Source organism: Belliella kenyensis (assembly GCF_022549675.1).
GTDB lineage: Bacteria > Bacteroidota > Bacteroidia > Cytophagales > Cyclobacteriaceae > Belliella > Belliella kenyensis.
This window is the reverse complement of sequence record NZ_JAKZGR010000019.1, coordinates 1-25,039: the sequence shown is the minus strand read 5'-3', so window position 1 is coordinate 25,039 and position 25,039 is coordinate 1. Positions and strand designations below refer to the sequence as shown.

Genomic DNA, 25,039 nt, shown 5'->3' with positions numbered 1-25,039 from the left:
TATGATTGAAACAAGTATCAACTCAATAGTATAAGCAAGAATAATAAATTATGACTGAATTTGATCAGGTAGAAAACTGGATTGAACAGATTTTAATATCAGCAGGTGTAAGTACAGGAAGTGTCGCTTATTGGAAATTGCTGATCTCAATTTCTCTGTTAGCCATTATAGCCGTCATCGTCTTTTTTGTCACCAAAAAGGTAATCATAAATTATATTTACAAGCTGGTGAGAAAGTCTCCCATCACTTGGGATGATATCTTGGCAGATCATCAAGTATTCAACAATGTAGCGCATTTTGTTCCAGCATTGTTTGTCAGAGCTCTTGCGCCAGCCATTTTCTCTGATTTCCCAGACATCTTACCCTTTGTTATCAAACTTACGGACACATATCTGATTATCGTAGGGATGACGGTGTTTTTTGCTTTGCTCAAGGTGTCAGAATTTGCCTTGACACGGCATCCTGCATTCAAAGACAAGCCATTGACAAGCTATTTTCAACTTGTAAGAATTATTCTTTACATAGGTACAGGGATCTTTGTGCTATCCATTTTGCTTGGGAAATCACCACTCTATTTTTTGAGCGCATTTGGAGCAATGACAGCTATCCTCTTATTGATTTTCAAGGATACTATTCTTGGGCTTGTAGCCAGTGTGCAGATGTCTTCCAATGACATGGTCCGCGTGGGTGACTGGGTCGAAATGCCCAAGTTCAATGCTGATGGTGATGTAATAGCCATCAATTTGAATACTGTGAAAGTGCAAAACTGGGATAGAACTATCACAACTATTCCAACTTACTACTTCATTACAGATAGTTTCAAAAACTGGAGGGGAATGGTAGAAAGTGGTGGCAGAAGAATCAAAAGATCCTTACACATCAACTCTCACAGCATCAATTTTGTAGATCCAGAGAAGCGAGAAATATTTAAGAAATTCAATCTATTGACAAATTATGTTACGTCAAGACAAGAGGAAATTGATAAGCATAACCAAGACAATCAGATAGATACTTCTATCCTGATCAATGGTAGAAGGATGACAAATATCGGTGTGTTTAGAAAATATGTAGAACTATATCTTCAAAACCACCCAAAAATCAAAAAAAACATGACCATAATGGTTCGTCAATTAGCCATAGAGGATCGGGGTATACCTATCGAGATTTATTGCTTTACGGATACCACGGCATGGCTTGAATATGAATCTATACAGGCAGATATATTTGATCATTTGCTTGCGGCTGCTGCCTATTTTGACTTGGAAATATTCCAAGTACCTAGTGGAAAAGACATTATCCAAGCTGCCAATGCGTACAATTCCTACAGATCGACAGAGAATGCTTCGTTGAATGTCTAAAAATCCGCAAGAAAATATTGTAAACGGCTGATCTATAACAGCAAAAGACCTTCAAGGTATCACTCAACTATTTCTAAAAAATGATTGATCGTCGATGAAAACCTGAAATGTCTGCGTTTTTTAAGGAAAAATTAAAATTTATAATTTGAGATCAGAACAAACATTATTCGGGAATGAATGCTTAATTTTGGCACGCTAATCATATACTTAGTAGCTAAGTTCAACGCTTAATACGTTCTTAATAAATTTCACCAATAAAAACTTAATTCAGCAACATGTATACAGGACTACAACATGCCCACTCTGGCATAGCTTATTTGGCTTTAGGTGCACTTGCCATCATTATGATCATCGCATTAATCGGTGCATTGAGTGGTACTACATTTACCGAAAAGCATAGAAAAATAGCCTTAATTGGATTTATCATTTCTCATATTCAACTACTTGTAGGTCTGATCTTGTATTTTGTAAGCCCAATCGGCTTCTCCTTGCTGACTGGAGGCGGTGCCATGGGTGATAAAGTAGCGAGACTGACAGCACTCGAGCACCCAGTGATCAATATCATAGCAATCGTAATCATTACCATTGGCTATTCGAAAGCAAAAAAAATGACCGACAGCAAAGCTAGGTTCAGAACGATATACATGACTTATGGTATTGGCCTACTTTTGATTCTAAGTAGAATTCCTTGGTCAAGTTGGTTGGGATAATCCGGATAGCTATCGGGATTGGATCTTAGAATCAATGTCGAGTAGTTTAAACCTTTCAGGTTTCCCATCAAATAGCACATGTGCAAAATAATTGCCCTTCCTAGATACATAAGTCAAACCTGGCAGGTCTTCTCAGCTTAACCAAACGACCTTGGTTTTAGATTTTAGAATCTAACTGGTTTAAAGAAAAAAATGCCTTTTGGCGAAAAATTAAATAAAAAAGGTGAGTTTGAAAGCTTCAATATACTTTCAAACTCACCTTTAGTTTTTAAAATGTAAAACGATTACTTGAACTGAACCACTACTGGAAAGTGATCCGATAGAAAGGTGTCGTCAATACGTAGGCTGTAATTTTTGTATAGTTTGACATCCATGTTTTGATAAAACACATAATCAATCCTTCTATCGTAGTTTGTATCAATCTTGAAAGCATTGAATGTACCCACAGGACCTATTTTGATTTTTGCTTCATGATATGAATCTGAGAATCCTGCATTTATTACCCTTTTGATTGGTTCATTTTCTGGTTCTAAATTGAAATCTCCCATGATGATGACTTTGTCTGTATTGTCAAACTCTTTCATTTTTTCTAAAATCACACCCACGCTTTCTACCCTTGCTACTTTCCCTACATGGTCAAAATGCGTATTGAGAATCAGATAAGTCTCTTCCGTACCTTTTTCCTTCAAATGAACCCAAGTACAAATTCTTGGAAGTGCTGCGTCCCAAGCTTTGTTTGGCTTAGAAGTATCTGTAGAAAGCCAGAAAGTTCCACCATCCAACAGGTCAAACTTCTTATGGTTATACAAAATAGGTGAGAATTCACCAGCCTTATCCCCATCATCACGCCCAACTCCTTGATAGGAATAATCTTCCAAGTTGTCGTCTAAAAACTGTATTTGATTATAAAGGGCTTCCTGCATACCTAACACATCAATCTCTTCAACTTGAATGAAATTGAGGACTTGATCTTTTCTGTTACTCCATTGATGTACTCCATCACCAGGATTATCAAAACGGATATTAAAGGTACTTACAGTTAGCTGTGCATACACTGGCACATTGAACAGCAATAGACAAATTAAAATGCTTAGGGTGGTAGTCTTCATTGATTCCTATTTATGATTGAATCGTGAAGTTATAAATTCCTCATAAATTGACCAGCCAAAGAAAGGATAATTAATGTTTTTATAATTTGACTTATCTGATTATACGCTTTTTTGCCAGTAACTTCAATTCATTGGCTCAACAGGTTGTTAATGGTCAATATCCATAAATATCCAATATCAATTTATATCGGAAGTTAGATAATCCGGAATTTTGTAATGTTATTGGCAAAGTTCCGTATATCCATATTGACTTAAATACATTTACCACATCCCTATTGCGTAGCCAAATAACTTCATATAGAATTGTAGTCAAATAGCTACGCCATGAATTTACGAAGAGACATATTTCAGGCAATAGCGGACCCGACAAGAAGAACTATCTTACTTCTTTTGGCAACTCAATCACTGTCAGCAGAAGCGATAGCTGCAAATTTTGACACCGCCCGACCTAAAGTATCTAAGCACCTTCAGATTCTAACTTCCTGTGAGCTTCTCACCCAGGAGCAAAAAGGTCGAGAAATCTACTACCAACTCAATATTGAAAAAATGAAGGAAATAGAAGACTTTATAGAACCCTTCAGGAAAATTTGGGAAGAGAGATTTGACAAACTTGAGCAAGTGATGAAAAACTACCAATCAAACAAGCCGAATAATGGACCCTAAAACAAAAGTATATATAGGCATTTTGCTGCTCGCTTTGATATTGGTATCTTGGTACACTAGACCTGAAGACCGTAAAACCTCACGAGTATGAAAGAAGAAATAAAGATCAACCCATTGGTTGATAAGTATTTGATAGATGGATGTATGCGTTGTAAGTATGGTGGTACAGCTCATTGTAAAGTTCTGAAGTGGACCAGTGAGTTAGAGACACTGCGGCAATTGGCACTAGAAACTGGGCTAAGAGAAGAGATCAAATGGGGAGTACCCGTATACACCCTTGAAGGGAAAAATATTATAACTATAAATGCCCTCAAAGACTCTGCAAATATTGGATTTTATAAAGGAGCGATTCTTAAAGATGAAGCTCAGATATTGGAGCAACAAGGTAATATTCAGGCAGCAAGAATTGTAAGGTTTGCTAATGTAGGTGAAATCGAGAAGGTAAAACATGTGCTAGAAACATATATCCAAGAAGCCATAAGTCTAGAAAAACAAGGAAAAAAAGTAGAAACTGTCAAAAACCCTGAACCCATTCCTGGAGAATTGTCACAGGCATTTGAAGAAGATGAACTTTTCAAAAATGCTTTTGAATCTCTGACACTTGGAAGACAAAGGGGGTATATCATCCATTTTTCCCAGCCAAAACAAAGCGCTACCAGAAAGTCAAGGATTCAAAAATACAAAAGCCAAATCCTAGAAGGTATTGGTTTGCATGACCACTACAAAAAGTAATCACGGGGTCTATCTTTTTTGTCTAAAAAAGAAGTAAGGTAACCAAGTACCCTACTTCTTATTTTTTTATCAATATTTTGCAGGAGTGCCTTTTTCTGGGATGGTTTTCTTGATGAATTCTCTGATATCATCATTCGAGGTTTTGAGATCTTCTGCTCTGAGATACATCATATGACCCGACCTGTAGCCTTTAAATGACAATCTATCTTGAAGTTTTCCATTTTGATCCATTTGCCACATATTGAACTTGGCATTGAAATAATCCGTCCCACCATCAAAATATCCAGATTGAGTCAATACCTGTAAATAGGGATTTTGACGCATGGCACCTGCCAATTGCTCTCCTGTGTTGTCATTGCCTCTATCCCATGGATGCACAGGCCCAAATAAGTTATAAGTAAGATCTGTATTGTATTTAAGCACATTTTTAGCATACATATTGAAGGCTGGAGCAAAGGCATGATTCCAAGAGGTCAATGCAGGGTCAAAATCATATCTATCTCCTGCATCACTTCTATCTATACCTTTATATCTGCTATCTAATCGACCTATAGTCAAGCCTTGCTCTCTAAGTAACTCTTTCCAAAAGAAACTTGTGGGAACCGCCAAATTATGTTCAATAAAGACTTTTTCTTTCATCCCTGAATAATATGCCATTTTCTTAGCAATTTCATTTCTTTTGGCCTTATCCAGTGAGCCCCCTCGTGCCACTGCGGGAAGTACTACATCTAAGGTGTACTGCTCCACTTCAGGCAAAATCTCATCCAAATCCCTTCCTTGAAGCTCTGGTGTCAATACACCATGATACCAAGCAGTAGCTGCATAATATGGTAAATAGTTAGCTGCCGCCACAGGACCACTTCTGCTCAGCCCAAGATCTGTAGGAGATACTAATACCACTCCATTGAAATACATCCAGTGGGAGTTCTGAAGCTGTGATACTAAACCAGAAACTCTTGTAGTTCCATAGCTTTCACCAATAAGGTATTTAGGCGATGCCCATCTATTTTGTCTTGTCACAAAAGTATTTACCCAATCCGCTAAATACTTGATATCTGCATTGACTCCAAAAAATGTCGATCTTGAGACATCTTTATCTACAATCCTTGAATAGCCTGTATTGACAGGATCGATGTATACGATATCAGCCACATCCAAGATAGAATGAGTATTTTTGCTATATCCATAAGGCTGCACTGGGTAGCCTTCATCGTCTATATTGAGCTTGTATGGGCCAGTGTACGCCAAGTGCATCCAAATAGAAGCTGATCCAGGACCTCCATTAAATGATATCACCAAAGGTCTATTTGCTTTGTCTGATACATCCGAACGCTCATAGTATGTATAAAACAAGGAAGCAATCGGCTTGCCTTCATCATTCCACACAGGCATAGTTCCAGCGGTTGCTTTGTAAGGAACTCTCTTTCCATTGATGGTGACTTCATCATTTGTCACTACAGCAGATTCAATTTCAATTTGTCTTGTCTCCTGAGCTTGAATATTTTCAAGTGCCATGATCAAAAGCAAAAGAGCCAATAAGTATTTCTTTATCATAATATTTGGATTAAATTCTAAGCAAAATAAGAAACTACTCCTGTTTTAAAAATATTGAATCTTTGAAAGGTTAACCAGCCATTTGAAAGGGTTTATGAAGAATATTTGCCTGATGAAGCATAAGAGACTAATTTTGATATGATTACCGCTGGATATAAAATACCCAAGGCAGACAAGAATGTGGATAGCATTTTTGCTGCAAAATTGACAGGATACATATCACCAAAACCAAGTGTACTGACGCAGGTAAGGCTATAATAAATATAATATCCAAAGTCCACATCAGTTCCAGAAAGTTCAAAGTCCTGACCTACTATAGAAGTTCCTGCAAGTATCTGAATCACTTCAAATCCTATCGCTCCGATAATAGATACCAAAAGGTAAACATTGATTGAGCCAATGATACGGTAAAAATTCACCTCATCATCTCTAAATAGCAACCTCAAATTCACCACTGTCAATGCAATCAAGTTCAGTATTGCGGCTATTCTTTCAAACAGATAGAAATCAAAAGGATTGTCACCAAACCTAATCAGCCTAAGTGAAACATGGATCAAAAAAAGTACAGCAGATAATACAATGAAGGATTTTTCCATAGAAGAAAAGACGCCAACGAAAAAAAGTAAGATTAGCATGGCATTCAAAAAAAATGTAGCATCGTTTTGATATTCTATAAATACAGGTAAGATAAAAACAGTAAAAACAAGCATTCCCAAAAGCAAAAGAAAGCTAACATCTGACACCCAAAACTTATTTATTCTTTTTAGTACATTTTTCATTTCTTCTTATATTAAATACTATAATTTTTATCTTCAAATACACTTCAAATAAATTGGTATTCGATTTTGAGAAATATTCTAGTAAAACAATTAATTCTGGGGATAATACATGAACTCTGAAAGACTTGAATACCGTTAAACCCTTAAACTACAACGAACTAGCGGAAACTTTAATCATTAACAATAGCCAATGCCATTCTTAAGATACCATCAAAAATTTGATAAACATAGTGCAATGTAACATTCTTCAAATCGGCATTTGCAATAATATTGATTAATTTCGTGAAAATTCAACTCGAATTGATTTCTTTGACAAAACAGTTCCCTCATGAATCTGACTATTGAAAACATCCTTCTTATTGGCTCCACCTTGCTTTTCTTAAGTATACTTGCAGGCAAGACTTCTTATAAGTTCGGTGTACCTACGTTGGTTTTATTCTTAATGGTAGGGATGATTTCTGGTTCTGACGGATTAGGCATTCACTTTGACAATCCAGAGATTGCTCAATTCATTGGGATAGTTTCACTGAATTTCATCCTTTTTTCTGGTGGTCTAGATACCAACTGGAAATCTATAAAACCAGTATTGGCAAAAGGGATTGCACTTTCTACTCTTGGTGTGCTTTTGACAGCTACTTCAGTTGGCTTGTTTGTTTGTTATGTTACTGATTTTTCCATCTTGGAAGGTTTACTTTTAGGAGCTATTGTATCATCTACAGATGCCGCGGCGGTATTTTCCATATTGCGCTCCAAAAGCTTGGCTCTGAAATATAGACTTCGATCTGTACTCGAGTTGGAAAGTGGAAGTAATGATCCTATGGCATATGTATTGACAATAGCATTTCTTGGCTTGGTGATCAATCCAAATCAGGGATTTGCTTCTATAGTAATACTTTTTTTACAACAGATGATCCTAGGAGCAGCCCTTGGGCTTTTGCTAGGATGGCTTAGTAAACAGGCTATCAATAAGATCAATTTAGGTTTTGAAGGCTTATATCCTGTTTTGGTGATAGCTTTGATGTTTATCACTTTTTCACTGACAGATTTTGTGGGAGGCAATGGTTTCCTAGCTGTATATCTTTGTGCAGTTTACTTAGGACAACAGGAATTGGTACACAAAAACTCCATCTTGAAAATGTTTGATGGATTAGCTTGGCTGATGCAGATTGTGCTGTTCTTAACCTTGGGCCTGCTGGTGAATCCCACAGAGATTATTCCGCTTTTGGGTTTGGGGGTTTCTTTATCCTTGTTTCTCATTTTTGTATCTCGACCGCTTGGGGTATTTCTTACCTTACTCCCTTTCAAAATGAAAAATAGGAGCCGATGGTATGTATCTTGGGTAGGTCTACGAGGTGCCGTTCCTATTGTATTTGCTACTTATCCACTGATTGCAGGCATAGACAAAGCCAACATGATTTTCAATCTGGTATTTTTTATTTCTCTATCTTCTGTACTTCTCCAAGGAACCACCTTGTCAGTGGTGGCGAAATGGCTTAAAGTAGCTCTTCCTGAAAAACTTAAGCCTAGGACGCCGATAGATTACATCATGAATGAATCCCCTAAGACTGAAATGTCTGAAATTGTGATTTCGGAAGAAAATGAAATCGTTGGTAAAAAGATTCTAGAAATTGGATTTCCTAAAAACGCCATCATTGCCATGCTAAGAAGAGAGGGTGAATACATCACTCCTAAAGGCACTACTGAAATTATGGCTTGGGATCAATTGCTAATTCTTTCAGAAAACAAGGAAGCATTACAAAAAGTCCATGAAGTATTAGGTGTAAAGTTGATTGAAGAAGAATTAGATGAGGAATAAGTATGCCGTATGTTAGTAATTTCTAATTACAAAAGCTTTAGACAAAAGAATCCCTCCCTAGAATCAATAAAAGAGGTTCTTAGGGAGGGTTTTAAACTTTTAGCCAAATGCTATATTAAGCGGCATTTCTGGCTGCATTGATGATACCAAACATGGTACGCAAGATGAGTTTTTGTAAAACAGGATCATCTTCACCTGTCTCTAGCATAGTCTGAATAGCATATTGCTGAATGGTGATCAATGGCAATACGATTTTTTCTCGTATTGCAATCGAATCCTTTGAAGTTGGGTTATCTTGGAGTAACTCATCCATCTCTGACACCTCAAGAATATACTTCATCGTTCTAGAATACTCAGAAAACATCAGTTCCCAAAGCTCTGCATATCTTTTATCCTCTTTGAGGTAAGCTGTAGACTTGTAGAACGACTTAGCTAAAGACTGCATACTATTACCTAGTAATGACCTGAAAAACAGGGAATCATTGTACAATGCCTTTACTTCTTCAAATCTTCCTTCTTTTTTCAATGCTTCGAGAGCTGCACCTACACCAAAGAATCCCGGGATATTTTGCTTCATCTGTGCCCATGATCCTACAAAAGGAATAGCACGCAAATCATCAAACTTCAATCCTGTGTCTTTTCCTCTTTTCAAAGGTCTAGAACCGATATTGACCTTACCGAAATACTTCAGTGGAGTGACATGCTCCAGGTAAGGCAAGAACTGAGGGTGGCTTTTGAAATCTTTATAAAACTGATAAGACACATCCGCCATACGGTTGATCAATGCCCTCTGTTCTTCTGTCAGATTTTTCTCAGAAGAAGGATATAATTCATTCTCTATTCCTGCACACAGAAGCTGCTCTAAGTTATAGGTACAAGAGATCGGCTTTCCGTAGTTCGCAGAAATCGTCTGTCCTTGGATTGTGATCTGGATTTCACTATTTTCTACTTTCGGACCTAATGAAGCATAAAAATTATGCATCTGTCCTCCTCCTCTAGCTGGAGGCCCTCCTCTTCCATCAAAGAATACGACGCTCACATCATATTGCTTAGATACCCTCGTCAATTCTTCCTTTGCTTGCAAGATGGACCAATTAGCCCTAATATATCCACCATCTTTTGTTCCATCAGAGAAACCAAGCATGATAGTTTGCTTATTTTTTCTGAATTTCAAATGCTTAGCATATAGGGGATTTTTATACAGTTGCTCCATGATTTTAGGAGCCTCTGCCAAATCGTCGATGGTCTCAAAAAGCGGAACAATATCCAAAGGCAACTCTCCTTCCTCATGCTTCAAGTTGAGCTGAGCAAGCTTGAATACCTCAAGCATGTGCAGAGCCGATTGACAATTTGAGATAATGTATCGGTGCAGTCCATCTTCCCCATTTTCCTTTTGAACAGTCTGAATGGCATCAAAACTTTTTAACATTTCCTTATGAAAATCATCCTGAATTTGAGATAGATCAGGTAGCTTTTCAAAATCAAACAGGTAAGATATTTTCTCTGCCTCTGAAAGTTCATGATAAGACTTCAAGGCATCTTTTCCCATTTCAAGCTCAATCACTTCATCCCACAATCCATCATGCTTGCGGCTGTCTTGTCGCACATCCATGTTGGCAAAATGGAATCCAAAGATTTTCACTTTTAGAATAAATTCATCCAGCTGCTCTAAAAATAGTCCATCATGATGCTCTACTAAGCACTTTCTAGCCTCCATCAAATCGGTAAGCAACTCATCTTTTGTATGGTAATAGCTGTGCTCTTCAAAAAGTGATTCGAACAATCCATTTTCCACTTTTTGCATGATTGGCTCTACGTGCTTGAATGTAAGCCTTCTTTTGATCACTCTTACATCTCTATAATAGCATCTCAAAATCCACTTCTGAAGTCTTTCTGCTACTTTGACAGTGATATCGTGGGTCACAAATGGATTGCCATCCCTATCGCCACCTGGCCAAAATCCTACTTTGAGTAGCCCCGGATTGTCCCATTCATGCAAAGGAATTTCTAGGCTATTAAGTAGTCTGGTCATGATATCTGGAATGCTTTTGTAAAAAACATTAGTCAAAAACCAAATCAAACTCACAGCTTCATCCAATGGTGTTGGTTTTTCTTTATTGATAAAACCAGTTTTTCCCAGTTGCTGAAGCAAAAGATTGATATTCCCTAAATCATTATTCTTGATCGCAGTTTCCAGATCTGTAATGATACCTAATACATTGCCTGGATAAAATTGTGTAGGATGGGCTGTAAGCGTAAGTCTCACAGAAAAATTCTTAAGTTTTTCGATCAGCGCTTCTCTTTTCCTATCATTATCTACTCGTGCTATTAGTGCTTTTACGCTTCCCTTACCTTTGACATCATGAATCTTATCGAAAGCAGCATCTTCAATGGAATCAAAAAGTACAACTTGTCTTTCAACATATTGAACCATTTTGAAAAGAAGATCATGTTGCTCATCGTTCGAATTTTTAGACATCAATTCATCAAAAAATCCTTGAATGATTTGCTTGGGAGTCTTATCCTTTTGGTATCCTTCCTCACATTTGGAGGCCAATATTGGTAACAATGTTCCTGTCCTGTTGATATCACTAAAAGGGAGATCCAAGAAGAGACTATTGTAAATAGTAAACCTCTTGGCTACTTCAGTTTGATAGTTATTCTTAATCATTTTATGGTTTAAAGGTTTGGTTATTTTTAAAATTAAGTCTGGTAAAAGTAATCAAATTTACATTTTTTTCAGCGTTTGAGCAAAATCTATATACATTCTTCATCATTTACGGGTATTTATTGAAAATATATTCGATAAATACAAAATATTTTAAACCCCTCATTTCTCGTTGATTTCAGGTTTATTTCACATACTAGTCGAGACATTGAGCTTTTTTTGTAATTTAGAGTTTTTAAATCGTATTTAGAAATTCTTGAACATACATGATTCTAGCTATACTTTCAGGTTTTGTCCTTGCTGGATGCACACCTTTTATTAGTAAATTTATCAAAGGAAAAGGATCACTCTTACTTCCTATACTTCCTTTTGGTCTATTTGTTTATTTTTTTTCTTTCTTAAAAGAAATTGGCGAAGGTCAGACATTCAGGTTTAACTATGATTGGGTACCAAGCTATGGGATCAATTTTGGTTTTCACCTTGACGGATTAGCAATACTTTTCGCCTTGTTGATCACAGGTGTAGGCACTTTGGTCTTTACCTATACGACGAGCTACCTCAAAGGCCACCACTATTTGGATAGATTCTATGGATACTTGAGTATGTTTATGGCTTCTATGCTTGGCTTGGTACTTTCAGACAATATTATCACGCTCTTTATATTCTGGGAACTTACAAGTATTAGCTCCTTTTTTCTCATAGGCTTCAATAATGATGATCCAAAATCAAGAAAGTCTGCCTTGTTAGCTTTGAGCATTACCGGATTGGGTGGTCTTTTTCTACTTGCGGGTATGGTTCTACTTGGGTACATTGGAGGTAGCTACCAATTTCAAGAACTGCTAAGTCAATCAACTTTTATCAAAGAACATACTTCATATGGCTGGATAGTAGGGCTGATTTTTATAGGCGCATTCACCAAATCAGCACAATTTCCATTCCACTTTTGGCTACCTGGAGCGATGAAAGCACCTACACCTGTTAGCACTTACCTGCATTCAGCTACCATGGTCAAAGCAGGCATCTATTTATTGGCTAGGTTTACCCCGCTCTTAGGAGGCTCGGCAGAATGGAATACCACATTGATCCTTGTAGGGTCTATTACGATGGTGTATGCCGCTATACATTCCGTCCTTCGTATTGATATGAAAGGGATATTGGCCTACTCTACCATTTCAGCTCTCGGGATTTTGGTTTTCTTAATTGGCTTGGGAACTGAAGCTTCCCTACTTGCTGCAGGAGTTTTCATTTTGGTACATGCACTTTATAAAGCTACACTATTCTTGATCACTGGTATAGTAGATCATGAGACTGGCACCCGAGATGTCACAGTACTCTCTGGCTTGAGCAAGGTATTGATGCCAGTAGCCATAGCGGCAGGACTTGCTGCGTTATCTAATGCAGGCGCACCTCCTTTCTTTGGCTTTATAGGCAAGGACTTGATATATGAGGCAACTTTGGCCTACGGAGACTGGGCTATGGTTCTGACCATAGCTGCTGTTGTTACCAATGTATGCTTGCTATTCGCTGGTCTATTGGCTGGAGTCAAACCATTCGTAGGCTCCCTTCCGAGCAATTTCACTTCTCTACATTTACCACATCCTACCATGTGGATTCCACCGTTGATTTTAGCAGGGTTGGGTTTGGTATTTGGGCTATTTCCTAGCCTTGTAGAAGGTCTCATAGTTCAGCCAGTGTTTAGCAGTATGGTAATAGATGGCGCTCCAGTCCATATCAAGTTATGGCATGGATTCAATTTAGTTCTTGGATTGAGTTTACTTACTTTGACACTTGGGGTGATACTTTACATGATTGTTAAGCCTTCATCTTCGCTATTTTCCAAAACACTCAAATTTGAAATGATTGCTCCTCAAACGCTATTTGAGATATTTGGTAAATTTTTCAATGCATTTGCAAGATTTTGGACAGGACTATTCCAAAATGGCTATTTGAGAAATTATGTAATTACCATCTTAGGATTCTTGACGATTCTTTTGGCATATAGGCTATACCAAGGGGTAAATTTATACATCGACACGAAGCAACTGACTGCTTTGACGATCTATGAAGTCATCGTGGCACTAATGATGATTGTTGCAATTGTTTTCACGGTATTTTCTCGATCCAGACTAGTAGCAGTGGCTTCACTTGGTGTGATGGGCTATACGATATGTTTGATTTTCCTCTTCTATTCTGCACCAGATCTCGCCATGACACAGTTTTCCATTGATACTTTGACAGTGATATTGTTCGTATTGGTGATATACAATTTACCCAAATACAAAAACTTCTCTAGCAAAGCAGTAAGAATAAGAGATGGTATTTTATCTGTTTTCTTTGGGAGTTTGATTGCTATATTGACTTTAGAAGTACTTTCAGAGCCTTTGAACAGAGAGACTTCTATATTTTATGCAGAGAGTGCTTACCTCCTAGCAAAAGGAAAAAATGTAGTCAATGTAATTTTAGTGGATTTTAGGGGCTTTGATACTATGGTCGAAATCACCGTATTGGTGATAGCTGCCATTGGAGTGTTTAGTCTTTTAAAATTGAGATTGAAAAGCATAGAAAAAGAGTAGTCACATATGAAAACCCTAATATTTAAAACAGCTTCGACCTACCTTTTACCACTTTTGGTATTGTTTTCGGTATTCATCCTTTTGAGAGGGCATTATTTACCTGGAGGAGGATTTGTAGGTGGACTGATAGCATCTATTGCATTTGTGATTCATTCCTTTGCAAATGGACTTGAACAGACCAAAAACTTGATCAAATTCCACCCTGGATTTTTGATGCCAGTGGGCCTATGTATCGCATTGATCAGTGGTGCTGCACCCTTATTTATTGAGCAAAGCTTCATGACTGGATTATGGTTTGAGAATCCTATTCCTGTTATAGGAATGGTTGGCTCTGCCTTGTTTTTTGATGCTGGGGTTTATTTAGTAGTGATAGGCGTGACGTTGACTATCATATTTACCATATCTGAAACACTGTAACATGGAATTAATTTTAGTAGTCATCATCGGGTTACTCTATGCTTCGGGGATTTACATGATGCTAAGAAGAAGCATGGTAAAGCTCATCATAGGCTTGATCCTTTTAGGAAATGGGGCAAACATGCTAATATTTTTGCTTGGAAGAATCGTCAAAGGAAAACCTCCTATCATAGATTCTACCGCAAAAATGCTAACCGAAATCTATGCGGATCCTGTTCCACAAGCCCTTATACTTACAGCCATTGTCATTAGCTTTGGCTTGCAGTCTTTTGCCATCATTTTGGTAAAGAGAGCTTATAAAATCACACAAACGGACGACTTAGACGAACTGAATACTACAGACGAAATCTATGAATAACCCTTACATCGTATTACCAGTAATTTTCCAACTACTCACTTCAGTCTTACTGATGTTTTTTTGGTATCGAGTCAATGCCCAAAGATTGATTACGATTATCTGTAGCATCATATCTGTAGGTATTGCCACATGGCTTTTCAAAGAAGTCTACCAAAATGGCATCTTGACCATGCAAGCTGGAGAATGGCAAGCTCCATTTGGAATCACCTTTGTAGCAGACCTTTTCAGTACCACGATGGTATTGCTGACTGCCATTTCTGGAATGGCCGTAGGAATATTTTCCACAGGAAGTATCCGAAATGCACGCTTGAAATTTGGGTACTTCCCAATTCTCAATTTCTTATTGATGGGACTTCATGGTGCTTTTCTGACTGGAGATATATTCAACTTGTATGTATGGTTTGAGATCATCATCATAGCCTCCTTTGTACTCATTACTATAGGAGGTGAAAAAGCTCAAATTGAAGGTGCAATCAAATATGTCACGATGAACCTACTGGCATCAGCCATTTTTCTAACTGCTATTGCCATCTTGTATGGACTCGCTGGAAGCTTGAACATGGCCGACTTATCCATACAAGTCGCAGAAATTGAAAACAGGGGGCTCGTCAATGTAGTGGCCATACTATTCCTGGTAGGGTTCGGAATAAAGTCAGCCATATTCCCTCTCTACTTTTGGCTGCCTGCATCATATCATACTCCACCACCCGCCATATCCGCAGTGTTTGGTGGCTTGCTCACCAAGGTTGGTGTATATGCGCTGTTAAGGATTTTTACTTTGATATTTATACCAGATGAATTCCTCGGCAACTTGCTTATTGTATTGGCCTGTATGACGATACTATCAGGTGGATTAGGGGCGATCTTACAGGTGAATATGAGGAAAATTTTCTCCTATCTGATCGTCTGCCACATCGGATTCATGCTAGCTGGGCTTGGCATATATACGGAACTAGCCATCATGGGTGCAATATTTTACCTAATTCATGACATTATTGTAAAAACTAACTTGTTTTTGGCTTCAGGCTTGATTTTCAAACTTAAAGGCACATTGAATATTGAAAAATTGGGAGGTTTATATAAAAAATACCCAAAGTTTTCTTTACTGATCGCCATTCCTTTATTTTCTCTTGCTGGAATCCCCCCACTTTCAGGATTTTGGGCAAAAGTGTTTTTGATAGAAGGTGGATATAAGGAAAATGAATGGATGCTTATTGGTTTTATCATATTAGGAAGCTTTCTCACGTTGTGGGTAATTGCAAAACTTTGGTCGGAAGTATTTTGGAAAGATGCTGTGGATCTTCCAAAAAAAATAAATGTAAAGTATTTTCATGAACTCAAACCCTTCAAGCGCTGGGCCATGGTCATCCCTATCATTTTGCTTGCTGGTACATCTCTGTATATTGGCCTAGCGGCTGAACATATCATCGTATTAAGTAAGCAGATTGCCGCTGAACTTATCAATCCAACCGCTTATTTAGATGCAGTTTTAGGAATCAAATCTCAAACACCATGATCAAAACTAAATTCCTTAGCAACTTACTTTTATCCTTGATTTGGGTGGCCATTACTGGTGCATTTACCGTAGAAAACTTTCTTTTTGGTTTTGCACTAAGCTTCTTTCTGTTATGGGTATCAGCGACCGATAGAAGGGACAATAAGTACTTCAATCGAATACCTAAACTTGTTTCTTTTATTTTCTTTTTCTTATATGAATTGATAAAAGCAAATATTCAAGTGGCATATGATGTCATCACTCCAAGGCACTATATGGAACCTGGTATAGTAAAAATCCCTCTGGACGCAGAGTCTGACTTAGAAATTACTTTACTAGCCAATTTGATAACTCTTACTCCTGGAACATGTAGCCTTGATGTATCAGAAGACAGAAAGGTACTCTATGTGCATGCAATGTATATTAAAGACAAAGAGGAATTTATTTCCAGTATCAAAAATGGTTTTGAAAGAAAATTATTAGAAATAACAAGATGAGTATATACGACTACCTTTACTATATCATCCTCCCGACTTTGTCCATTTCAATCCTGATTATATTTGTCAGATTTTTGATTGGCCCAAAGCTTTCTGACAGGGTGGTTGCTCTAGATCTATTACTTACCACTGGTATAGGGATTATAGCGGTCTACAGTATCCTTTCTGATCAGCCTGCTTTCCTAGATATAGCCATGATCATGGCATTGATCGCCTTTTTGGGCACAGTTGCTTTTGCATATTACCTTGAAAAAAGAGAAAGAAATGACTGAGTTATTAGTATACATATTGAGTACATCAGGAGCAGTTTTTATTTTGTTGGCTGCTGTAGGAATTGTAAAAATGCCTGATTTATACCTAAGGATATCTGTCACTACCAAGGCTGCTACCTTAGGGATAGGATTGATTCTGTTATCAGCTGCATGCTATTTCAATGATACGGCTATTACTGCTAGAGTTGTGGCGATTATTATCTTTATGCTATTAACGGCACCTGTGGGAGCACACATGATCGGTAGAGCGTCCTATTTTACAGGAGTAAAAATGTGGAAAAAATCCAAAGTGGACGATCTCAAAGGCATGTATGATAAAAAGACTCACAAACTTAAAAGTGGAGAAGAAAACCAATAGGTTGTCGATGTAATCAGTAGTCCATTACTTTTCTGCGTCAGCTATTTTTTCATCCATCTTTTCTAAATCATCAGCGCATACGTCTAGTTGCTCATTATTACTACTCTTCTCTAAGTAAAGTGTACAACCTATCGGAAAATGGTCAGAACCCACATTTCTATACCTCTTGATCTCCCCTAGAGTGAAGTGCTCACTGACAAATATATGATCCAAAGGCCAGCGCAAGAAAAAGTATTTGGCATGAAAAGTATTGTATAATCCCCTGCCCCTTCTCAAATCTAGCATTCCACTTATCTTTAGGAACAACTCACTAGAGTAAGACCAGCCCACATCATTGAGGTCTCCGATGACAATGCATGGACTTGAAAGTTCTTTTACTTTTTTTCCTACTTTTAGGATCTCCGCATCTCTTTCAGTACTATCTGGGTTTTCACTTGGTACTGGAGGTTCTGGATGAATCCCGTATACCTTGATCATTTGCCCTGATGAAAGTTTTAAATCTAGCTCTATCGATGGAATTTCCTCTTTGATAAGGTAATGGATTTTGGGATCTATTATCTCGAGCTTAGAATAAAAAAGCAAACCGTAGGTGTTATCCAAAGGTTTTTCGATCTGATAAGTATAAGATTCCTTGAAGATGCTTATGCTATCAGCCCATTTTTGATCTGTCTCTACCAAAAAAAACATATCTGGATCTACTTTTTTGATCAAATCAATTGTCTGCTGGTACTCCGTATTGTATTGATATACATTGATGACCATCAACTTGATAGATGGAAGGTCTGTGCAACTATTATCAGCAATCATTTTTTTTGCCAATATGGTAAATGGAAATATCTGATAAATTAAAAATATCCCTAAAATCACCAAGGTGATTAAATAAATCAAAGAAATTGTTTTCTGGTCATTTGAATATACTATTGTCCAAATCACGACCAGGATAATCACAGCGATAAGCTTCTGAATCCTCAAATATTCAAAAACTCTAAATTTCCAATTGCTATGCCTAATCATAGGTAAAGCCACAACTATGACTACAAGTGATGATAATATAATCAGTAGCGTATTCATCATAGAATAATACATAGGGAAGCGTCAAATAATAAATTATTGGGATCTAAGCGATGGAAAAGAGATTTTTATAAGATGATTCTGAAAATCCTATCAAAGTTATTAAAATCTTTTACAAGAAGTAGAATTATTTGGGCAGATTTGCATTTGATTTAATATTTTAGGTAATTTGAGTAGTCATAGTACGAATCACCCAACCGATACTATCATCTCTTTTCATTTTCAATTTATTTTGTATTATTACCATGAATAATATAAGTCAATACGAAACGGTGTTACTCGTAGATGATGACCCTGTCATCAGTACTTTGGTTTCTAAACTTTTTCGTAAAACAGGTTATTTTCATAAACTTTGGAGATTTACCAATGGATTAGAGGCACTTTACTACATGGGACATCTCATGACTTTGCAAAAAGAATATTACCACAAAAAGCCCATTCTCATCATTCTAGACTTAAACATGCCTGATTTCAATGGCTATGAATTTTTAGAGATGTTTGATGAGTTAGAACAATCGGTGAAAGAGAGATTCAAAATCATTGTGCTCAGTAGCTCCGAAGACCATGAAGATGTACATAGAATCAATGTCAATCAAAATGTACAAGGCTACATCATCAAACCTAAAAATATCGAAACAATCGATAGTATCGATAAATTCTTTGTGTTTGCCAGATAAATGAAAAAATCAGCAGATCAAGAATGAAATCATGAAAAAGCACATACTTCAAAAATAAAAGTAACCTTCAGAGTTTAATATTCTGAAGGTTACATGTGCATATTTGTAACAAAATTCACCGTGGGAAACACTGTATTTTGATGCATGCAATCAGCTAAATAAGCCTATTTATCAGTATCCCACCTTTGACAAGAAATTTCTGATTTAAGTGGCTTTTTCACCTAGCAAGAGGATTTCATCAGCTAGCACTTCAGTCACATATCTTTTATTCCCATCTTTGTCATCATAGGATCTATTGGTCAATTTGCCTACAATACCAATTTCAGATCCTTTATCTGTGTATTTTTCCAATATACTTGCAGCTTTGTCCCAAGCTACCACATTGTGCCATGTAGTCTCCTCTACCTTTTCACCATTGGCATTTTTGTAATACTCATTGGTGGCCATGCGAAAAGAAGCCTTTTTCTTTCCACTTTCGAACTGAGTAAGTTCTGGTTTGGCAGCCAATCTCCCGATTAGCTGAACCCTGTTTCTAATTCCGCTCATAATATATGTTATTATTGGTTTAAGATTTTACTGCTTAATTATTTAGCATGAACCAAAATTCTTCAAAAAGTAATTAAACTGTCGGGTTCTATTCGTTTATAACCGATTATAATCGATTAGCCATCGACAACGGTTTTAACAGCTTTCATGGTATATCTTAGCATCATACCGTATCAAAATAATAGTATGCTACAGATAGCAGCAAATAAAATGAAATAGCATAAAAATACCCTGATCGGGGTATTTTTTGTTTGAAATGAATTGTATAAGTTTGAGAAAAACCCGACATGTCTCTCTTCATACTAGTAAATAAAGTCCGGTTTTAAAGGTAGATTTTTGAGTTATAGGGCATTTTAAAAGACGACAGTAATTGAAAAGACGACCTCTATATATTGAAACGAAAATTAAATGTGACTTTGACACTTTGTGGACGAATACGCAAGAACCTTCTATTCATCAACAATGGGACTTACGTTTTACAGAGATTGAATACTTACCAAAAAATGACCCGACAGACCCGCAAAAATTTCTTTACTCAACAAAAGTTGGCTTTGGAATTAAGGTAGACGGAATCGGAGAAAGTGTTGCGACTAAAACCAAAGACAACGGGGAAAGCACATCAGTTTTAAAATTTTCATCAGACAGTAAATTTTCATTAATCAAACAAGGTTCAGGTTATTGGAAATATGTCCCAAAATCGGGCGGAATAAAGTTTTTTACAGGTTATGACTATGAAACACGTTGGGGACTTTTCGGAAAACTCATTGACAAATTTACTTTCAGACCATTAATGATTTGGGCAACTGCTTGGAGTTTTGATTGCCTGAAAAATTGGATTGAAAAAGGACTTCACCCAAAGCAAGCTTTAAATGCTCAAATTTCTGTTTTGCTTGTGAATTTAACTTTAGGAATTATTTGGATTTATCAGGGACTAATTCCAAAAATACTTTTTACTGACACAGGGGAAATTGAAATATTAAGACAATCAGGGTTATTTAATGGAAACGAAGAAAATATTTTGACCATCATAGGAATTGCGGAAATTGCTTTTGGAGTTGCATTGATTTTCATTCATAGAAAAGTTCTTCAGTATTTAAATATTTTAGGGCTTTGTATCCTCACAGTTGGAGCAATTTTTAGCGACTTGATGATTTTCACATTTCCATTTAATCCATTTTCGCTAAACATATCAATGATAGCTCTTTCGATAATAGCAATTTTGAATTTCCGCTTTTTACCAAAGGCTTCAAATTGTATAACAAAACAGAAATAATGAAATCAATATACCGACAAGTTTTAGGTTCGGACTTTAACAAACTTCATCCACAAATTCAGAAGCGTTTTGGCTTCAACAGCAATGACAAAATTGCCTCGATTGGAAAAGGAGTTATGCAAAGTGTCTGGTATGGAAAACCATATACACTTCCGTTTCTATACATGGGGACGTGGAGAAACATTATGTTCCCGCAGAAAGGGAAAGAAATTCCATTTACTATTGAAAACTACGCCTACAAAGACAAGTTTGGAAGAGAAACCATTACTTGGGTTCGTAAATATCAATTTCCAAAGCGAGTGAGAAGATTTGACGCAACAATGATATACAGCGAACAAAGAAATAGAATTGTTGACTACTTGGGTACGCATCAACATCTTGCAGTTGACATTGAAATGACTGTGGCGGAAAACGGTGGTATAAAATTACGGTCAGGTGAACAAAGATTTTATGAAGGATTTTTAGGTTTTAAATTTCCAATGCTGTTTTCAGGCGAAGCGAATGTTTGCGAATGGTATGACGACAAAGAGCAAAAATTTAAAATATCTGTAGTGGTAAGTAACAAAACTTGGGGGAAATTATTTGGCTATGAAGGAACTTTTGATACTGAATACATAATCGTGAATTCAAAAGCGGACATTCCAAAAGACGTTATGCCAGTAAGAGAAGAAATAAGGGAATAAAATGAAAATGGAAATTAAAACGCCCTATAACATTTAGCCAACTAGCCGAAAGCCCTTACAAAAAAGCCCTGATAGGATAAAAAATCTATCAGGGTCCCGATAGCTATCGGAATAGTGGCTGCCGTGTGCGCCTATGGCGTATTGACTGACATCCGCAGGGTGAAGGGTTTGCTAGGTGGAATAGTAGGCTGGTTGGTGGATTTTAGGTAGCGCTTGTTTTGGTTTTTGGTTGTATTTAGGAGTTTTTGTTTTGCTTTGCTTTGCGTATGGTCGTCTCTAGCTTCTGTGTTGGAATTGGATTATATGGTATGTGTTGAATCTAATGATTGATTTTTAGGTTCTATAAGTGGATCAGAAAGGTGCGGGATTTGGTTTGAATGGTTTTGTGAAAGAAAATTGGTTTTTGTTGAGGAGATTGAAAAGGGAAATGATAAATTAGAGTGACTTGAGGGTTTTTGACCTCGTTAGTTCAAATTAAAAATGTCGTACTTACTAATCCTCATAATTAATCTTATCATTCTAGATATTTGGTATAAATATCGAAGAAAAAAAGGAAAGGACTTGCCATGGTTCGCTGGTTGGATCCTACCGAGCGATTTTCTCGTTTTTTTTGGATTTCTTTTGATGGGAATCTTCGCAATAGTGATGTTTTTTAGCAATGATTTTCCAATGGAGCAAAAGAGAACTGAAAAAGAAATGTCAGAGATGAAAAAGTCTATAATTAAGTTTAAAAAGGACAACAAGGGTTTTCCAGATTCTATAGAGGAACTCATTAGGAAGAATCCTTTGAAAAAGAATTGGAAAGAAGATTATTGGGAAACTCCTTACAAACTATCTAAAAAAGGTGATCAATCTATGGAGCTCATATCTGCTGGTTCTGACCGACAATTTGGAACTAAAGATGATTTACGTATTATAATTATAGACTGATTCAAATGAATAAGCAAAGAAAAAACCTCTTCCTATATCGCTCACAGAGCTCTAGTAATCTGTTGAATATTCTGGAGCATAGCTTGTCCCGATTCTCGGGATCCCCCTAACCCAGAATGATTTTGATCAGAGCAAGTGTCCTGAATGGCCAGAATCGACTGACATTCTGGCGGATGTTGACCCCTCGAATGAATGGTTTTGATTTTATAGCGGATACTTTTAAAAAATCTCTAACTTTAATCACATGGCTGGAAAACAAAAAACAATGAGTCAGATAAAACAATTGATAATTCTTAAAAAATCTGTGAAGTTATAAGTGGATTAAAAAATAAGATTAAAGATAGCTATGATGCGACTTAATCCAACTATGTTTAAATCCAATCTTGAATTATCTATTTATTATAGTTATTATTTTAGTTAGACTGTGTCTTAAACACTTTTCGATGGCCACTATCAGGAAAACACATCTTATCATTTTGCTTTTGCTTTTCAGTTTTGAAAGTTTTGGACAGCTATCTTATGAGTACAAGAAGTTTTCCAGAAACCAAAAGTTCTATATTAGCTCTAAACCCTATTCTAATCAAGAGTATGATACCAGAAAAACAAATGCAAAGCATTCATGAATACCATTTTAAAAAATAAGTTTTATGAATAAAGTTAAGCTTATGGTTAAGATAATAAAAAACAAATCGATAAATTAGGCATGACTAATCAGGATTTAGGCCTCGAATTCAGCTCAAATTTGAGAGGTTTTCTTAGCATTAGTCAAAAGTTTACTGCAACTCCTCTGACAAATTTGGTTCAATCTAATAAACATAAAAATATGGAATCGCTAAAAATAAAAATGTCATTCACAATGGATTTAAGATCTGTATTTTGCTTGATTTTAGCATTGCCGTTATGTCTTAAGGCGCAATCATATGATGAGCTAAACCATTTGGAAAGTTCTGGAGAAACAAAGACCTACTATAGCGATGGGGCAAAAGATCAGGCAACTTCAATGACTGAAACCTGTAACAACGTAATCGCCTTTTACAAACCACTAATTGATTTAGACCCTTCCATTACAATTTTGGTACTTTCGCCGAAAGATTGGGAAAAGTTTACCACATTTCCTGTTTACGGCATGCCACATTTCGCTAATACACAAACATTGGTAGTCGCTTCAGAAGACAATGATTTTTGGAAAAGTTTTATTCCAGCTGTTGGCCAACTACCTACGGAACTGTCTGACCAAATCAAAAATACCTATTCTGACAAAAACGGCAATCTAACCATGCGGGCATTTTTTGACCTGTTGGCCATTCACGAACTTGGTCATGCATTTCACTTTCAAGGCAATTTAAATATGCAACGCTTGTGGTTAGGGGAACTTTTTTGCAACGTATTCCTTCACACATATATCGCAGAGAATGAACCCCACAAGTTACCTGCACTTACCGTTTTTCCACAAATGGTAATTTCGAGTGGAACAGATAACTTAGCCTTCACTTCTTTAAAAGACATAGAAGAAAAATACCATGAAATAGGAACCAAACACCCGCAAAACTACGGTTGGTATCAATGTCGTTGGCACTCAGCCGCAGCAGACATATATGATGCAGGAGGTGTTTCCACTTTTGTAAAATTATGGAAAACTTTACAGGAAAATCAGGCAAATTTAGACGATGAAGAACTGACTGCCGAGTTGAAAAAGGTTCATCAAAGTGTTGCAGATGTTATGCTGAAGTGGGACGATTAGAAAGTGACCCAAAAGCAGCTGCGAACATTTAGCCCACTAGCCAAAAGCCCTCAAAAAATCCTTGATTGATGCATTCATCTATCATAGTTCCGATAGCTATCGGAATAGTGGCTGCCGTGTACGCTTATGGTGTATTGACTGACATGCGCAAGGTGAAGGGTTTGCTAGGTGGAATAGTAGGCTGGTTGGTGGATTTTAGGAATCGGTTATTTTAGTTTTTGGTTGTTTGCTTTGAGGATGACTTCCCCCACCCTATGTGTTGGGATTTGAATTTTCGGTATGTCTTGGATCCAACCATCGTTTTCATTAATTCAGTAATTGGATCAAGAAGGTTCGGGATTTGGTTTGAAAGGTTTCTAAAAAAAAAGTTGGGCTTAGTTAAGAGAATAAAAAAAAATCGATAAATTCGGTCTGACTAATGAGGATTTAGGCCTCGAATTGAGCCCAAATTAAGCGATTTTCTTTGCGTTAGTCAAAATTTTAAAAATATGTAAACTGGAATTTAACATTAAAAACAAAATATTATGAAAAAAATTTTAATTTTATTACTGACAATTTCGCTAATAAGTTGTATTAACGATGATGAAACGCAAAATGCACAACCAAATTACTCTGTATTTCTTAATAATCGTACACCAAGTTTAACAGGTAAGCTTAATTCACAATCCATTAGTTGGAAATTTGGTAGAAACGAATATCAAATGTCAACAGGTTATGACAATGGAAACGAAGTTTGTTCTATAACTGATCCTGTTAGAG

The 25,039-nt window shown here is 36.8% G+C and carries 25 protein-coding genes; 19 read left to right on the top strand and 6 right to left on the bottom strand.

The window, feature by feature from the left end:
• The first annotated feature begins 50 nt into the window (after positions 1-50).
• Positions 51-1,358, top strand: coding sequence for a mechanosensitive ion channel family protein (locus tag MM214_RS16795; protein ID WP_241297272.1), 1,308 nt, complete (start codon positions 51-53; stop codon positions 1,356-1,358).
• A 275-nt stretch (positions 1,359-1,633) separates the two neighbouring features.
• Positions 1,634-2,068 carry a hypothetical protein gene (locus MM214_RS16790; RefSeq protein WP_241297271.1) on the top strand — a complete coding sequence of 145 codons (435 nt, stop codon included), beginning with the start codon at positions 1,634-1,636 and terminating at the stop codon, positions 2,066-2,068.
• Between the two features lie 284 nt (positions 2,069-2,352).
• Here MM214_RS16790 and MM214_RS16785 read toward each other — a convergent pair whose 3' ends face one another.
• A complete protein-coding gene (locus MM214_RS16785; protein ID WP_241297269.1) occupies positions 2,353-3,177 on the bottom strand; it encodes an endonuclease/exonuclease/phosphatase family protein in 825 nt (274 codons plus the stop codon).
• 324 nt (positions 3,178-3,501) lie between these two features.
• Here MM214_RS16785 and MM214_RS16780 point away from each other — a divergent pair, with 324 nt between their 5' ends.
• Both MM214_RS16780 and MM214_RS16775 read left to right on the top strand, forming a co-directional pair.
• A complete protein-coding gene (locus MM214_RS16780; protein WP_241297267.1) occupies positions 3,502-3,840 on the top strand; it encodes an ArsR/SmtB family transcription factor in 339 nt (112 codons plus the stop codon).
• A gap of 87 nt (positions 3,841-3,927) precedes the next feature.
• Entirely contained in the window at positions 3,928-4,572 is a 645-nt protein-coding gene (locus tag MM214_RS16775) for a YdeI/OmpD-associated family protein (protein ID WP_241297258.1), read from the top strand.
• Positions 4,573-4,641: 69 nt separating this feature from the next.
• Here the strand turns inward: MM214_RS16775 and MM214_RS16770 are convergent, their stop codons facing one another.
• Both MM214_RS16770 and MM214_RS16765 read right to left on the bottom strand, forming a co-directional pair.
• Complete coding sequence (locus MM214_RS16770) at positions 4,642-6,126, bottom strand: S10 family peptidase (RefSeq protein WP_241297256.1); 1,485 nt, start codon at positions 6,124-6,126, stop codon at positions 4,642-4,644.
• Between the two features lie 92 nt (positions 6,127-6,218).
• Positions 6,219-6,905, bottom strand: coding sequence for a potassium channel family protein (locus MM214_RS16765; protein ID WP_241297254.1), 687 nt, complete (start codon positions 6,903-6,905; stop codon positions 6,219-6,221).
• Between the two features lie 328 nt (positions 6,906-7,233).
• Between MM214_RS16765 and MM214_RS16760 the strand changes: the two genes are divergently transcribed.
• The gene (locus tag MM214_RS16760) at positions 7,234-8,721 is read left to right on the top strand and encodes a potassium/proton antiporter (RefSeq protein WP_241297252.1); all 1,488 of its coding nucleotides are present in this window, start codon (positions 7,234-7,236) and stop codon (positions 8,719-8,721) included.
• 115 nt (positions 8,722-8,836) lie between these two features.
• On the opposite strand, the gene MM214_RS16755 is transcribed toward MM214_RS16760, so the two are convergent.
• Positions 8,837-11,392 carry a phosphoenolpyruvate carboxylase gene (locus tag MM214_RS16755; protein WP_241297250.1) on the bottom strand — a complete coding sequence of 852 codons (2,556 nt, stop codon included), beginning with the start codon at positions 11,390-11,392 and terminating at the stop codon, positions 8,837-8,839.
• Positions 11,393-11,655: 263 nt separating this feature from the next.
• Between MM214_RS16755 and MM214_RS16750 the strand changes: the two genes are divergently transcribed.
• Genes MM214_RS16750 through mnhG form a run of 7 tightly spaced genes read left to right on the top strand, consistent with a single transcriptional unit; the run spans position 11,656 to position 17,359 of the window.
• Positions 11,656-13,962, top strand: coding sequence for a putative monovalent cation/H+ antiporter subunit A (locus MM214_RS16750; RefSeq protein WP_241297248.1), 2,307 nt, complete (start codon positions 11,656-11,658; stop codon positions 13,960-13,962).
• A gap of 6 nt (positions 13,963-13,968) precedes the next feature.
• Positions 13,969-14,379, top strand: coding sequence for a Na+/H+ antiporter subunit B (locus tag MM214_RS16745; protein ID WP_241297242.1), 411 nt, complete (start codon positions 13,969-13,971; stop codon positions 14,377-14,379).
• Between the two features lies 1 nt (position 14,380).
• The gene (locus MM214_RS16740) at positions 14,381-14,737 is read left to right on the top strand and encodes a Na+/H+ antiporter subunit C (RefSeq protein WP_241297235.1); all 357 of its coding nucleotides are present in this window, start codon (positions 14,381-14,383) and stop codon (positions 14,735-14,737) included.
• On the top strand, positions 14,730-16,253 hold the full coding sequence (locus MM214_RS16735; RefSeq protein ID WP_241297228.1) for a proton-conducting transporter transmembrane domain-containing protein: 1,524 nt from the start codon (positions 14,730-14,732) through the stop codon (positions 16,251-16,253). Before MM214_RS16740 ends, MM214_RS16735 begins: the two co-directional genes overlap by 8 nt.
• The gene (locus tag MM214_RS16730; RefSeq protein WP_241297222.1) at positions 16,250-16,729 is read left to right on the top strand and encodes a Na+/H+ antiporter subunit E; all 480 of its coding nucleotides are present in this window, start codon (positions 16,250-16,252) and stop codon (positions 16,727-16,729) included. Before MM214_RS16735 ends, MM214_RS16730 begins: the two co-directional genes overlap by 4 nt.
• Positions 16,726-17,001, top strand: coding sequence for a cation:proton antiporter (locus MM214_RS16725; RefSeq protein WP_241297220.1), 276 nt, complete (start codon positions 16,726-16,728; stop codon positions 16,999-17,001). Before MM214_RS16730 ends, MM214_RS16725 begins: the two co-directional genes overlap by 4 nt.
• Positions 16,994-17,359 carry a monovalent cation/H(+) antiporter subunit G gene (gene mnhG / locus MM214_RS16720; RefSeq protein WP_241297218.1) on the top strand — a complete coding sequence of 122 codons (366 nt, stop codon included), beginning with the start codon at positions 16,994-16,996 and terminating at the stop codon, positions 17,357-17,359. The genes MM214_RS16725 and mnhG overlap by 8 nt, the downstream gene beginning before the upstream one ends.
• Before the next feature lie 24 nt (positions 17,360-17,383).
• Here the strand turns inward: mnhG and MM214_RS16715 are convergent, their stop codons facing one another.
• Positions 17,384-18,433 (bottom strand): endonuclease/exonuclease/phosphatase family protein, encoded by a 1,050-nt coding sequence (locus MM214_RS16715; protein ID WP_241297216.1) that lies wholly within the window; start codon positions 18,431-18,433, stop codon positions 17,384-17,386.
• 242 nt (positions 18,434-18,675) lie between these two features.
• On the opposite strand from MM214_RS16715, the gene MM214_RS16710 reads away from it, so the two are divergent.
• Positions 18,676-19,107: a response regulator gene (locus MM214_RS16710; RefSeq protein ID WP_241297214.1), complete on the top strand. Its 432-nt coding sequence runs from the start codon at positions 18,676-18,678 to the stop codon at positions 19,105-19,107.
• A 204-nt stretch (positions 19,108-19,311) separates the two neighbouring features.
• Here MM214_RS16710 and MM214_RS16705 read toward each other — a convergent pair whose 3' ends face one another.
• Entirely contained in the window at positions 19,312-19,653 is a 342-nt protein-coding gene (locus MM214_RS16705; protein WP_241297212.1) for a single-stranded DNA-binding protein, read from the bottom strand.
• A 370-nt stretch (positions 19,654-20,023) separates the two neighbouring features.
• Here MM214_RS16705 and MM214_RS16700 point away from each other — a divergent pair, with 370 nt between their 5' ends.
• From MM214_RS16700 to MM214_RS16675, 6 genes are all read left to right on the top strand, one after another.
• Positions 20,024-20,926, top strand: coding sequence for a DoxX-like family protein (locus tag MM214_RS16700; RefSeq protein WP_241297211.1), 903 nt, complete (start codon positions 20,024-20,026; stop codon positions 20,924-20,926).
• Positions 20,926-21,609, top strand: coding sequence for a DUF4166 domain-containing protein (locus MM214_RS16695; RefSeq protein WP_241297209.1), 684 nt, complete (start codon positions 20,926-20,928; stop codon positions 21,607-21,609). The genes MM214_RS16700 and MM214_RS16695 overlap by 1 nt, the downstream gene beginning before the upstream one ends.
• A gap of 480 nt (positions 21,610-22,089) precedes the next feature.
• The gene (locus MM214_RS16690) at positions 22,090-22,539 is read left to right on the top strand and encodes a type II secretion system protein GspG (RefSeq protein ID WP_241297207.1); all 450 of its coding nucleotides are present in this window, start codon (positions 22,090-22,092) and stop codon (positions 22,537-22,539) included.
• 703 nt (positions 22,540-23,242) lie between these two features.
• Positions 23,243-24,280 (top strand): hypothetical protein, encoded by a 1,038-nt coding sequence (locus tag MM214_RS16685; protein ID WP_241297205.1) that lies wholly within the window; start codon positions 23,243-23,245, stop codon positions 24,278-24,280.
• A 68-nt stretch (positions 24,281-24,348) separates the two neighbouring features.
• Positions 24,349-24,495 carry a hypothetical protein gene (locus MM214_RS16680; RefSeq protein ID WP_241297203.1) on the top strand — a complete coding sequence of 49 codons (147 nt, stop codon included), beginning with the start codon at positions 24,349-24,351 and terminating at the stop codon, positions 24,493-24,495.
• A 309-nt stretch (positions 24,496-24,804) separates the two neighbouring features.
• Positions 24,805-25,039, top strand: a 235-nt coding sequence (locus MM214_RS16675) for a hypothetical protein (protein ID WP_241297201.1), incomplete at its 3' end; no start/stop codon positions are given.

What these genes read in the sequence shown, in the direction of transcription:
- MM214_RS16780 (WP_241297267.1), top strand. Translation starts at nt 3,502, where the DNA reads ATGAATTTACGAAGAGACATATTTCAGGCAATAGCGGACCCGACAAGA.
- MM214_RS16735 (WP_241297228.1), top strand. Translation starts at nt 14,730, where the DNA reads ATGAATAACCCTTACATCGTATTACCAGTAATTTTCCAACTACTCACT.
- MM214_RS16690 (WP_241297207.1), top strand. Translation starts at nt 22,090, where the DNA reads ATGTCGTACTTACTAATCCTCATAATTAATCTTATCATTCTAGATATT.
- MM214_RS16730 (WP_241297222.1), top strand. Translation starts at nt 16,250, where the DNA reads ATGATCAAAACTAAATTCCTTAGCAACTTACTTTTATCCTTGATTTGG.
- MM214_RS16710 (WP_241297214.1), top strand. Translation starts at nt 18,676, where the DNA reads ATGAATAATATAAGTCAATACGAAACGGTGTTACTCGTAGATGATGAC.
- MM214_RS16745 (WP_241297242.1), top strand. Translation starts at nt 13,969, where the DNA reads ATGAAAACCCTAATATTTAAAACAGCTTCGACCTACCTTTTACCACTT.
- MM214_RS16750 (WP_241297248.1), top strand. Translation starts at nt 11,656, where the DNA reads ATGATTCTAGCTATACTTTCAGGTTTTGTCCTTGCTGGATGCACACCT.
- MM214_RS16695 (WP_241297209.1), top strand. Translation starts at nt 20,926, where the DNA reads ATGAAATCAATATACCGACAAGTTTTAGGTTCGGACTTTAACAAACTT.
- MM214_RS16765 (WP_241297254.1), bottom strand. Translation starts at nt 6,905, where the DNA reads ATGAAAAATGTACTAAAAAGAATAAATAAGTTTTGGGTGTCAGATGTT.
- MM214_RS16770 (WP_241297256.1), bottom strand. Translation starts at nt 6,126, where the DNA reads ATGATAAAGAAATACTTATTGGCTCTTTTGCTTTTGATCATGGCACTT.
- MM214_RS16685 (WP_241297205.1), top strand. Translation starts at nt 23,243, where the DNA reads ATGACTAATCAGGATTTAGGCCTCGAATTCAGCTCAAATTTGAGAGGT.
- MM214_RS16775 (WP_241297258.1), top strand. Translation starts at nt 3,928, where the DNA reads ATGAAAGAAGAAATAAAGATCAACCCATTGGTTGATAAGTATTTGATA.
- MM214_RS16785 (WP_241297269.1), bottom strand. Translation starts at nt 3,177, where the DNA reads ATGAAGACTACCACCCTAAGCATTTTAATTTGTCTATTGCTGTTCAAT.
- MM214_RS16715 (WP_241297216.1), bottom strand. Translation starts at nt 18,433, where the DNA reads ATGATGAATACGCTACTGATTATATTATCATCACTTGTAGTCATAGTT.
- mnhG (WP_241297218.1), top strand. Translation starts at nt 16,994, where the DNA reads ATGACTGAGTTATTAGTATACATATTGAGTACATCAGGAGCAGTTTTT.
- MM214_RS16740 (WP_241297235.1), top strand. Translation starts at nt 14,381, where the DNA reads ATGGAATTAATTTTAGTAGTCATCATCGGGTTACTCTATGCTTCGGGG.
- MM214_RS16680 (WP_241297203.1), top strand. Translation starts at nt 24,349, where the DNA reads ATGCATTCATCTATCATAGTTCCGATAGCTATCGGAATAGTGGCTGCC.
- MM214_RS16705 (WP_241297212.1), bottom strand. Translation starts at nt 19,653, where the DNA reads ATGAGCGGAATTAGAAACAGGGTTCAGCTAATCGGGAGATTGGCTGCC.
- MM214_RS16795 (WP_241297272.1), top strand. Translation starts at nt 51, where the DNA reads ATGACTGAATTTGATCAGGTAGAAAACTGGATTGAACAGATTTTAATA.
- MM214_RS16760 (WP_241297252.1), top strand. Translation starts at nt 7,234, where the DNA reads ATGAATCTGACTATTGAAAACATCCTTCTTATTGGCTCCACCTTGCTT.
- MM214_RS16725 (WP_241297220.1), top strand. Translation starts at nt 16,726, where the DNA reads ATGAGTATATACGACTACCTTTACTATATCATCCTCCCGACTTTGTCC.
- MM214_RS16790 (WP_241297271.1), top strand. Translation starts at nt 1,634, where the DNA reads ATGTATACAGGACTACAACATGCCCACTCTGGCATAGCTTATTTGGCT.
- MM214_RS16755 (WP_241297250.1), bottom strand. Translation starts at nt 11,392, where the DNA reads ATGATTAAGAATAACTATCAAACTGAAGTAGCCAAGAGGTTTACTATT.